8 protein-coding genes, 2 tRNA genes and 1 rRNA gene are annotated in these 11,428 nt (G+C 41.2%); 5 read left to right on the forward strand and 6 right to left on the reverse strand.

What is annotated here, in order from left to right; translation table 11 throughout:
* The first annotated feature begins 220 nt into the window (after nucleotides 1-220).
* The 3 genes from ACQKC9_RS05970 (at nucleotide 221) to ACQKC9_RS05980 (ending at nucleotide 2,675) form a co-directional block, all read left to right on the forward strand.
* Nucleotides 221-2,170, forward strand: a complete 1,950-nt coding sequence (locus tag ACQKC9_RS05970; RefSeq protein WP_427620950.1) for a MacB family efflux pump subunit — start codon at nucleotides 221-223, stop codon at nucleotides 2,168-2,170.
* A gap of 194 nt (nucleotides 2,171-2,364) precedes the next feature.
* Nucleotides 2,365-2,440, forward strand: a tRNA-Lys gene (locus tag ACQKC9_RS05975).
* Between the two features lie 159 nt (nucleotides 2,441-2,599).
* A tRNA-Lys gene (locus ACQKC9_RS05980) sits at nucleotides 2,600-2,675 on the forward strand.
* 102 nt (nucleotides 2,676-2,777) lie between these two features.
* On the opposite strand, the gene ACQKC9_RS05985 is transcribed toward ACQKC9_RS05980, so the two are convergent.
* Together ACQKC9_RS05985 and ACQKC9_RS05990 are read right to left on the reverse strand one after the other, a co-directional pair.
* Entirely contained in the window at nucleotides 2,778-3,566 is a 789-nt protein-coding gene (locus tag ACQKC9_RS05985; RefSeq protein WP_427620912.1) for an MBL fold metallo-hydrolase, read from the reverse strand.
* A 315-nt stretch (nucleotides 3,567-3,881) separates the two neighbouring features.
* Nucleotides 3,882-5,969 carry a catalase gene (locus tag ACQKC9_RS05990; RefSeq protein ID WP_427620913.1) on the reverse strand — a complete coding sequence of 696 codons (2,088 nt, stop codon included), beginning with the start codon at nucleotides 5,967-5,969 and terminating at the stop codon, nucleotides 3,882-3,884.
* A gap of 559 nt (nucleotides 5,970-6,528) precedes the next feature.
* On the opposite strand from ACQKC9_RS05990, the gene ACQKC9_RS05995 reads away from it, so the two are divergent.
* Nucleotides 6,529-7,320, forward strand: a complete 792-nt coding sequence (locus ACQKC9_RS05995; protein ID WP_427620914.1) for a dienelactone hydrolase family protein — start codon at nucleotides 6,529-6,531, stop codon at nucleotides 7,318-7,320.
* A 127-nt stretch (nucleotides 7,321-7,447) separates the two neighbouring features.
* Here ACQKC9_RS05995 and ACQKC9_RS06000 read toward each other — a convergent pair whose 3' ends face one another.
* The 3 genes from ACQKC9_RS06000 to ACQKC9_RS06010 form a co-directional block, all read right to left on the reverse strand.
* A complete protein-coding gene (locus tag ACQKC9_RS06000; RefSeq protein WP_427620915.1) occupies nucleotides 7,448-8,137 on the reverse strand; it encodes a DUF938 domain-containing protein in 690 nt (229 codons plus the stop codon).
* Between the two features lie 98 nt (nucleotides 8,138-8,235).
* Complete coding sequence (locus ACQKC9_RS06005) at nucleotides 8,236-8,700, reverse strand: flavodoxin family protein (protein ID WP_427620916.1); 465 nt, start codon at nucleotides 8,698-8,700, stop codon at nucleotides 8,236-8,238.
* A 1-nt stretch (nucleotide 8,701) separates the two neighbouring features.
* The gene (locus ACQKC9_RS06010; RefSeq protein ID WP_057758892.1) at nucleotides 8,702-9,115 is read right to left on the reverse strand and encodes an OsmC family protein; all 414 of its coding nucleotides are present in this window, start codon (nucleotides 9,113-9,115) and stop codon (nucleotides 8,702-8,704) included.
* Nucleotides 9,116-9,236: 121 nt separating this feature from the next.
* Between ACQKC9_RS06010 and ACQKC9_RS06015 the strand changes: the two genes are divergently transcribed.
* Nucleotides 9,237-10,955 carry a hypothetical protein gene (locus ACQKC9_RS06015; RefSeq protein ID WP_427620917.1) on the forward strand — a complete coding sequence of 573 codons (1,719 nt, stop codon included), beginning with the start codon at nucleotides 9,237-9,239 and terminating at the stop codon, nucleotides 10,953-10,955.
* 387 nt (nucleotides 10,956-11,342) lie between these two features.
* Here ACQKC9_RS06015 and rrf read toward each other — a convergent pair.
* Nucleotides 11,343-11,428: ribosomal RNA gene (gene rrf / locus ACQKC9_RS06020) — 5S ribosomal RNA — on the reverse strand; the annotation flags it as partial.

Here is an 11,428-nt window from a genome sequence, read left to right on the forward strand (position 1 = left end):
GACTATATCTCAATCTCCTAAACCCTCGACTGAAGATAGCTCTGAAAGTAGCACGGCTCAAAACTTAGGGTCACACACTTCTGCTAACCCTTCAAACAACTCAAATAACTTAGACAATTTGGATAACTTAAATAACTTAGACAGCTCTGATAATTTAAATAACTTAAATAATCGGGCAAAAACCAATACCGTTAATCACCCTGCACCAGGCAAGCCTATTATGGAGTTGTCTGGCATTATCAGAGAGTTCCCTGCTGGTGAGCAAACTATTCGCGTCTTGCATGACATCAATCTAACTATCAATCAAGGTGAGATGGTTGCTATCATTGGACAGTCAGGCTCTGGTAAGTCTACCTTGATGAATATCTTAGGTTGTTTAGATCAAGCCACTGCTGGCGATTATAAGATTTATGGCCAATCTGCCCGTAAACTTGACGCCGATCAGCTGGCCGAACTGCGCCGTGAGCATTTTGGTTTTATTTTTCAGCGTTATCATTTGCTTGGTGATATCAGTGCCAAAGATAACGTCGCCGTCCCTGCCGTGTATGCGGGTATGGATACCGATGCACGCACCAATCGTGCTGAGAAGCTACTAACTGACCTTGGCCTTGGCAATAAGGTCAATAACCGTCCCAATCAGCTCTCAGGTGGACAGCAGCAGCGTGTTTCTGTTGCTCGTGCACTGATGAATGGTGGTGACGTGATCTTGGCAGATGAGCCAACGGGTGCCCTAGACAGTAAGTCTGGCGAAGACGTCATGGCGATTTTGCATGATCTCAGTGCACAAGGTCATACCATTATCATGGTCACACATGATCCAAAGCTGGCGGCACAAGCGGAGCGTGTGATTGAGCTAAAAGACGGCTATGTCATCGCTGACTATCAAACTGAACATTATAAGCAAACAGACAAAAAACCAGAATCTATCCTTGGTGAACACCGTAAAAGTGCCTTTGGTAGCTTTATCGATCGACTGCTTGAAGCGTTTAAAATGTCTTTGCTTGCCATGCGTGCGCATAAGATGCGTACCCTACTGACCATGCTCGGCATTATCATCGGTATTGCCGCAGTCGTATCTATCGTAGGTCTTGGACAAGGCTCTCAGCAGCAAATCCTCGCTAATATCAGCTCGTTAGGTACTAATACCATCACCGTCAATGATGGCTACCCTAGAGGCGACCCTAGACGCCGCTATAATGATGACAACTTGACGCCAGAAGACGCCGAAGCGGTCGGCAATCAGCCCTATATTATCAGTGTTAGCCCTCAAGTGAATGCCAACTCTAGCGTGCGCTATCGTAGTATACAAGAGGACGCTACCGTCAACGGCGTTGGTGAAGACTATCTAACCGTCACTGGTGAGACATTGGCATTGGGCCAAGGGTTTGATGCAAAAAGCGTCACATTACGTAGTCAAGATATCATCATCGATGACAATGCTAAGCAGACCTTTTTTTCAGATATTGATAATCCTGTTGGTGAGGTAATATTGGTTGGTAGTGTGCCTGGGCGCGTGATTGGCGTCCTTGAAGAGAGTGATGGTGGCTTTGGCCCCAGTGTGACGACGCCTACTATCTATATGCCTTATACAACGGTGATGTCGCGTGTCACGGGTAGTACCAATATTGACCGCTTTGTAGCGTTATTAGACGATAGTATCTCTTCTAGCGCCGCAGAAACGGCCATCTCTGATTTAATAGAGAGTCGCCATGGTAAAGATGACTTTGAGCTGCGCAATTCAGACTCTATCCGTCAAACGATCGAATCGACGACAGGCACGATGACCCTACTTATTTCATCAGTCGCGGTTATTTCATTGATCGTCGGCGGTATTGGGGTGATGAATATCATGCTGGTCTCTGTCACTGAACGAACTAATGAGATTGGCGTACGTATGGCAGTAGGCGCGCGTCAGAGCGATATTATGCAGCAGTTCCTCATTGAGGCCGTTTTGGTCTGTATCTTAGGGGGACTGATCGGTATTGGACTGGCATTTGCCATTGGCGAGCTGATCAATAGCGTGGGTGGTGATAATTTCAAAGTTATCTATTCATCAACCTCTATTATTGCCGCTTTTGTTTGTTCGACGTTAATTGGCGTAGTATTTGGATTCTTGCCAGCGCGTAATGCTGCCAAATTAGATCCTGTTGAAGCACTTTCTCGAGACTAATAACCGATTATTGACTCGCTTTAGCCAAAAATAGAGCAGTCAATATCAATATAATGATGAAAATTTAAAGAAACTGGAATAAATTGGTAATTTTATAAGAGAATTACACTTTTTTTATCATGTGGGGTTGTAATTGTCATAATAATATATATAATGTGCTCTCACGTTTAGGGATACAAACACTTTAAACGTTAGGGCTGTTAGCTCAGTTGGTAGAGCAGTTGACTTTTAATCAATTGGTCCCGCGTTCGAGTCGCGGACAGCCCACCATATTTAGTTTAATCTTTATTAATCGTTCTGCCCTATCCGGTAGTAGACTAATAAAGATAAGTTTAAAAGACATCGTTAAGATGTTTAGTTTTAGAAAGTTCTTTAGTTAGAATTTTCTCTTGCAGAGTTGAAAAGCATCGCTTTTTTATATACTCTTCAGGGCTGTTAGCTCAGTTGGTAGAGCAGTTGACTTTTAATCAATTGGTCCCGCGTTCGAGTCGCGGACAGCCCACCATATTTAGAAAGCCCAGTTACTAAGATAGTAACTGGGCTTTTTTTCGTCTGGGCTTTTTAAACGTTGTTTTTTAGCTATTAGTTTCTTAGCTTTTATATACCTCTATTTATTATGCTTGCGTTTAAACAGTCTAAAGTTATCTCTCTTGCGCCATAGTAGTTTATGTCTGATCGTATCTTTGATGGTACGTGGGTGCTTGGGCGCATGAGCAATAAACTCATCAAACTCTGCCTCGCTCATTGCAAGCTCTCGTCCATGAGCCATCATCACCATTGACGGTTGTAATGCCCTGATTTTTTTTAACGATTGAACATAGTCTTTAGGATAGTAGACAGGAAATGGCGCTACAAATTTATGGCGCAACTTAATGATTAAATCAGCGGTGTATACTTCGCGACTGGGTAGATGAAACAAAGACAAGTCACGATCCGTATGACCTGGCGTCTCTAATACTTGCCATTCATCAAAATGTGGCACAAGCTCGCCATCTGTGACGGTGATATCTAGTTTTAGACTTGCCGAGTAATATAGGTTTTTAAGTGGGCGTCCTTGACGTCTGGCCACATAATATCCTAGATGTATATCTACAAAGTGCATCGTGCGCCCACCAATACCGCTATACCACTGCTTTTTTCTATCTGCTGAGACAATCAGACAGCCCGTCTTTTCTCGAAACTTATTCGCACCGCCTGCATGGTCTGGATGCATATGTGTGACCACCACTACTTTTAGGTCGGTGACGGGTCGTTTTAACGTTGTCTTAATATAGTCAAGCACCATCGGTACATCAGCACGGCAGCAACCATCTAACAGCATTATTTTATCTGGATATACGGCCAGATAGCTACTCTGGATATATCCTTCTAAACGTACAATTTCACATAGACTCATTGGTGTTCCCTACCTCATTCGTCGTTATTATTGTGAGGCTTTTGTTCAGTTTTATAGCCAATCTTTAGTATAGCGCCCGTCACTATAAATAAAATGACTTTGAGTGAACGCTTGTGACTATATACAGAAGTAATATGGCATACAGAGACGATGCAGCTAACAGCTAACCATAGACAACTTACTACTCATAACCGCCTATATAATTCTATCCATGACAACTCTCACCTTATTAATAAAAAGCAAAAACCCAGCGCTTAGGCTGAGTTTAAGTAAACATTTAGCATTTAGATAGTTTGTAAATTACCTGCTTATCGACTAAGCAAGATCACGAACCTTTGGCTCACGTTCCCATAGACGAGACTTAGCATTACTGATAAAGGCATCTAACTCAGCCAATGGCGTCACAAATTCATCTTTTTCAACTGGTAGTTTACTTAGGATAAATTCATCAGTCGCGCCGCAATAGGCGATGGCTTTGCAATGATTGTACGCATCATTGAACCAATCTAGTGCTGAGCTGTCTTTTGCGAGCTTTCTAGCTTGGTCAGGCATGATGATACTAACGACGGCATCAAACATTACTGACGGACCACCAGCGAGGCGCTCATCAGCTTGTATGCGTGTACCATCATCCAATACGACTTCTTTATTAGGCGCTACGATTTTGACGCTAGCACCCTGCGCTTTGGCAGCATCTTCGAACTTTTTGACTTCACTACTATTAGAACCTTCTGCGACTAAGATACCAATCATGCGACCTTTTAGGCTATCAGGCGTTAAGCCAATAGTTTGTACCGCTTTAGAGGTTCCCAAGTCTTGCACCGGTGCAGCTGCATCAGCTGGCTCTGGTAGCTCCATACCCAATGCCGTTGCTACGCGGTTGGCCAAATCTTCATCGATATGAATTAAATGGCTAAGCATACGCGTACGCACATGGGCTGTATCTACCTTACCTAGCTCAAACGCATAAGCGGTTGCGATATGTGCTTGCTCAGTTGCGGTCTGACTACGATAGAACATACGTGGCTGACTATAATGATCGGCAAAGCTCTCGTCACGTACGCGACCTTTTACGCCATCATCTAATTGCTCATGGAATGAGTTGAAACCACGTTTAGCGCTTTCACGAGGACGAGTTGGATCTAAGCTTTGTGGCTCATAGAGTACACGCGTCTTAGGCACTTGCATCTGCATATGACCATCTTGCTGATTGTTAGCAAACGGACATTTTGGTGCATTAATAGGAATCTGGGCAAAGTTTGGCGAGCCTAGACGTGATAGCTGGGTGTCCAAGTAACTGAACAAACGACCTTGTAATAATGGGTCATTACTGAAATCAACGCCCGGTGGCAGATGCGATGGGCAGAATGCTACCTGCTCAGTCTCTGCAAAGAAATTATCTGGATAGCGGTTCAATACCATTTTACCGACGACTTTCACTGGCACCAACTCTTCTGGAATCAGCTTGGTCGCATCGAGATGGTCAAATGGGAATTCGTTTGCTTCTTCTTCAGTAAATAACTGTACGCCAAACTCCCATTCAGGATAGTCGCCATTGTTAATTGACTCAAACAAGTCGCGGCGATGATAGTCAGGATCAGCACCTGAGATTTTCACTGCCTCATCCCATGTGGTTGACTGTACGCCCAATACTGGCTTCCAATGGAAACGTACAAAGGTACTCTTACCGTCTTTATTGATTAAGCGATAGCTATGAATACCAAAACCTTCCATCATGCGTAGACTACGTGGTAGACCGCGATCACTCATCAGCCAAATCAGATTGTGCATGGTTTCAGGACTTAACGAGACAAAATCCCAAAACGTATCATGAGCAGAGGCCGCTTGCGGGAAACCACGATCTGGTTCTGGTTTTACCGCATGAATCAAATCTGGAAACTTCATCGCATCTTGAATAAAGAAGATTGGCATGTTGTTACCAACAATGTCCCAGTTACCTTCTTCTGTATACATTTTCACAGCAAAACCGCGTACATCACGTGGTGTATCTTTTGAGCCTTTGTTACCCGCTACCGTTGAGAAACGCGTAAACAATGGCGTTTGTTTACCTGTTTCGGTCAATACTTTGGCAGTCGTATATTCTTCTAGTGATTCTGTCAGCTCAAAATAACCGTGTGCGGCACTACCTCGAGCATGGACGATACGCTCAGGGATACGCTCATGGTCAAAATGATTAATTTTTTCACGTAATACAAAATCCTCTAATAGCGTCGGTCCACGTGAACCTGCTTTTAGAGAGTTTTGGTTATCAGCGATTGCCACACCTTGTTGAGTGGTTAATACTTTGGTGTCATCACCTGCACGCTGATGGGTTTCACCACCATTGCCACGTTCCATATTCATGTTTTTGGCGGGGTCCGTATGATCGATATTATTATTCATAAAAAATCCTAGCTAATAGATTGAGAGTGCTCTTTTAAATCATTAAAAGAGTGCCTACACAGGTTTGATATCCTTTGAGATAGTGGTGACTTCATCTGTCATTTGTTTATCTGTGTTTATAGCATTGTCGAGCATTAAATTGATATCGCACTAAAATTCGTAAAGGAATAATAGGCTTAGGAGTTATAGTACCCAAAAAATAAGTCAAATATAGTTGCGTATATAGTAAACCTTGTTGATATTTAGTTAACGTTTATAGACGCCATAAAGCGACTACTTTAGATGGTCTTAAAGGCGCATAAACGTTAACAATAGAATCTTGTAATGTAGTTATTCTTTAAGGTATGCTTTTTATGCAGTACTAGAGACTATTGATAAATAAATTGGCAGGGTTTTAGCCTTATATTTATCTTTTTTATGTCGTTGGATTCAGATAATTTCGTTACAAGAAAACCGAGCGCAAGCTGTACATTAGTATGGTCAGCGAGGATAACGATGTAGCGGACCTATAGGGATTTGATGATGCGACTATTTTTATATAACTATAAGGCCACCTACCATGTTACCAACTCTAAGCTCCCTGACTAAAAAACCTTATCACTCATTGCTAGTAGGCGCGTCAATGGGTCTAATGGCATTAACGTTCAGTCAAACGGCTGCTGCTATCACGACCAAAAACGTAACTTATACGGTTGATGATAAAGCGTACGAAGGCTATTACGCAAAAGCGGACAAGCCAAACGCACCTTTTATCTTATTGATTCATGATTGGGATGGTCTAACTGACTATGAGCGCAAACGTGCTGACATGTTAGCGGCTGAAGGCTACAACGTATTAGCGGCCGATATGTTTGGACAAGGCGTTCGCCCCACTTCTATCGAAGAAAACAAACGCCTAACTGGGGAACTATATGATGATCGTAATAAAATGCGCCGCATATTGGCAGGGGCATTAACGGCAGGACAGCTACAAGGCAACGATGTGCGCAAAGGCACGACTATGGGATATTGTTTCGGCGGTACGGTCGCGTTAGAGCTTGCCCGTTCAGGTTTTGAGCAAAAAGCCTTTGTACCTTTCCACGGTGCATTCGATATTCCAACTGGTCAAAGCTATGACAAAACTACGGGAGAAATCCTAGTATTTCATGGCTCTGCTGATGAATCTGTCTCTTTAGAGAGCTTTGCGACTTTAGGCAAGACATTAGAAGCAGCCAAAATCCCTCATGAGATGGTTACCTATAGTGGCGCACCACATGCCTTTAGCGTATTTGGCAGCGATAGATATGACGCCCGCGCCGATGAGCGCTCTTGGAAACGTTACTTGGACTTTTTAGCAGAAGAATATAAATAACCTAGCAGCACAAATTAAATAAGTAATAATATAAGCAAACCCAAACAAAAAGACACCTCAACAAGATCTGATAACGATCCATTAAGGTGTCTTTTTATTTATTTAGTTTTTGCTGACGCTTTAAAACTTAGCGCTTCCGAAATACCAATAGCTGATTATTAGCAGGCATCGCATATGTTTTTCTGAGTTGTAAATGATGAGCATTTGCTAGACTGACGACGTCTTCTTTATGGCGAATGCCGCTGTCAGGATTACCTGCTCTCAACATCGCATCAAATCGCTGATTCCCCTCACTAGTATATTTGCCATCTTCGTTAAATGGGCCATATATAATCAACTTACCGTCCACAGGTAACGCATCACCAGTCAATGCAAATAATCGCTCTACCAAAGCCCAGCTAATAATATGCAAAGTATTGGCCGTAAATATCGCATCGTAAGGTTTGTCTACATAACTGCTATTTAAACGACCACTATCTGAATGACTACTAACAGGTACTGAGTCATGCGCTAAATCAAACGCTAATGGCGAATATAAATTGGGTGCAGGATACGCATTGTGCCAAGCGATTATATGGCGGTGATTACTAATCACATCACTGGTTTGCCATTTTAAATGTGGCAAATGAGGCGCAAAGTAGACACTATGCTGACCTGTCCCAGAACCAACTTCTAATACATGACTAGAGCTTTGTAGCTCGGTTTGGAGTACTTCTAGAATAGGCTGTTTATTATTTTCACACGCTTGAGAAAACGGCAATGCAGAAATATCTACTTTATTATTTGGATTATCACTATCTATATTATCGTCATGCATCACTATCCTCCCAGACTGTTTGTTATGCTAAGCGTTGATAGCAGTAGATTAACAAGCACTGTCTAAGACTAACCTAGTAGCCGCCAACCAACTCACAACTAGTAAATACCTGCCTCTACCCCAGCGGCAAGCGTCATAGCAAGCTCTTCTACTTGCTCAGCAAAGCTATCTTGCCAATCGCCTTGTAGTATCAGCGCCTCTTGAGTCCATGACCAACGTAACCCCGTTGTAATCGTTTTGAGCGCAAGCTTGGTACCTGTACCATCATGCCCCGCGCGTATATATACCGCAAATGGCATACCTTGCTTTTCTTCTAACACTGAATAGTAGCAACGATCAAAAAAATCCTTGGTTAGCCCTGCCATATACGCTAGATTTTCAGTCGTACCTAGCAGTAAGGCATCAGCAGCCAACACGTCTTCAGGCTGCGTATCCTGCGGTGATTTCAAAATCACAGTGATATCTATATCAGGATGATTGGCACCGTCATAAGCTGCCTGCGCCAATTTTTGAGTATTAGGCGATGGCGCATGAGCAACAATGAGTAAAGTCTTAGTAGACATATTAGGCTTCTGTGCCATTGTTAAACACTAAGTTTTGAGTGATAGCAGGATCCAAGCTATTGCCTACTGGACAGGTTAACGCAGTTTTATAAAATCGCTTTAAGGTACTCTCGTCCAATGCTTTCGAAAAATTAACCACAACGTGTATTTCACTCACACGTCTTGGTTTCGCCGCCATGACTTTGGTAACTTCTGCGGTCGTACCTGAGATATCGATATCCATCGCTTCGGCTTTGATACCAATAATCGTTAAGATACAACTGCCCAAACTGGTCGCTAGCAAATCAGTCGGAGAAAACGCTTCGCCCTTGCCATGATTGTCCGTCGGCGCATCAGTGATGATTTGATTATTCGACTGTAGGTGAATGGCTTGGGTGCGTAAATTGCCTTGGTAGGTTACTTTTGAGGTTGTCATAATCTTGCCTTAGTTTATTAAACTAGCTGCCTGAGAAATAAAGATGCTGTGATAGTTATTTGATAGATGCTAAGATAGCGAGCATTTGTGCAAACATTAGTTCTGTAAAGGAAATTGTAATATGTATGTGTATGAGCTCTCAGAATACCAAGTTTATCAATTAAAATCGATAGACCCAGCATTAGGTGGTAACTGGAAAACCATTCTTATCAGTATTTTGCCGCAGCTCGATATACCCAGTCGTAAAAGTGTGTACGAAAAAATATTATCAAAAAGGAACATTAGCCCAAATTTTACTTATATCATTCCAGATGATTTGAGAAGTTTGTTATCTAAAACAGCAATTCGTCATCGAGAGCTAAAAGCAATCGCTATACAGATGTTGAAATTTATTGAGTCCAAGCCGGATTCATATGATGCTATTGAACTTGCTGATAAAGTAGAGGCGATGATCGATTATCTTAACCGTATTGATATAGGTGATCATATTTTAGACCAAAAAAGTCGTGAAAGTATAAAAAAAGCATTTTTATACGATTTAGCATTTTGGATCGATAATGTAAATCTTATAGTACAACCTGGTATAAGGCACTTAAATACTGATATCGTAAAAACATACTTTAAAGAAGTATTTATTAAGCAAAAGATTCAGGGGCGAGACTTTCGTGCATGGGATTCTACTGATATAGACTTTCAGGAACAAGACAAATTACCCGATATTATAAAAAGAGAGGCAAAGCGTAAAAAGTTCTTTGTCATTGAAAGTGAGCGTTACTGGTTTTTAATAGGTATTGCCGACAAATCAAGACAAAATCCTTATTCTATTAAACGTTTTTTGCATGAAGATGGCGGTAGTAATGATTTATTTGTATATCTGACACACGTTGTCATTAGAAAAGAGCTTATAGATGAAGAACGTTATATACGACACGTTAAATACTGTACAAGTCGACTATACACTTTGGATGCTGGTGTATCAGACACAATCATCAAATTTATAGCAGAAGCACAACATCTCTGTAAGACACAAATTATACCTCTACTCAAAAAAGAATTGAAAAAAGACGGCGAAGAGACAGAATATCATATCAGTAAGCGTATGAATGACTATGAGCACCAAATCACAATTTCGATTTTGAATAAATTACCTAATATAATTAATAATGCAGTCACTGATAGTGATGATCGATACTATTTATTTTATTATTTGACTAAAATTTTTAATAAACTTATAGATAATCTCCAAAACTTTCAATTACGACCTATCGCTACATATTCTTCTAATGTAGAAATTATGATTGCCAGGCTAATTAGCTTCAAATATTTTCTAGATACGATTTATGATTCATTAGAGGATAAAAAATTTGAGATAAAAAATTTCACTAATGCTTCTAAAGAAATAATTGCAATTGTCAAGGAAGCTTTCGATAGTACTGAACAGAACCTGATACAGTTGAATCAATTAGAAGAAAAATTAAAATTTTATCTTGAAACTAAGGGAAATGGTAGTATTTGGCAAAAAATAAAGGTCGGTTTCCCACCAAATTATACTTTAGAAGATGTGGAACATTCAAAGAATGAAGCGAAAAATGAGTTTTTTCTATCCATCATAAATTTAGCTAAAAAACATAATGATAATATTGTTTACGTAGAATTTGACTGCAATGAAGTCTTAAATGAATACTATCGTCACTATGCCATTGCTAATGAAAAGATGGCAATAGCACGACTACCAAAGGTACTACGATTACCTGAAGATAAGAAAACATTTAATATTCAAAAGACTAATGAAGCAATTCATCACAACGTATTTATATTCGACAAGAAATATGTATCATGATCTATTCTTTTTTAGACAAATTTTTCGTATAAGAGTCTTATTTGACTATCATAGGGAAAGTTCATGAACTCAATTACTAGTAGCTTTCCATCGCCAAACTGCACGCAAAGAGAAGCCCCCAACGCTCACGCATTGGGGGCTTTATCTAGGTATAGAGAGCTGACGAACGAGAAGAGCACTGTAAAAATTGCATACCAATTTTAGGCAGCGCAAGAGCTATCTACAGGCCTAGCCTTTCATCTTGCGCTATGGACGACTGTCTCCCAGACAGCCGTTACTCCTTACTCACCTTTAAATAGGATTTGCTGCGTAGGTCAATAGGAATAAAGATAGACGCAAAGAAAAGCCCCCTCCGCGTTAGCGAAGGGGGCTTTATCTAGAATAGAGAGCTGACGATGACCTACTCTCACATGGGCGAACCACACTACCATTGGCGCTACGATGTTTCACTTCTGAGTTCGGGAAGGGATCAG

The organism is Psychrobacter sp. NPDC078409 (genome assembly GCF_050268505.1).
In the GTDB taxonomy this organism is placed as follows: domain Bacteria; phylum Pseudomonadota; class Gammaproteobacteria; order Pseudomonadales; family Moraxellaceae; genus Psychrobacter.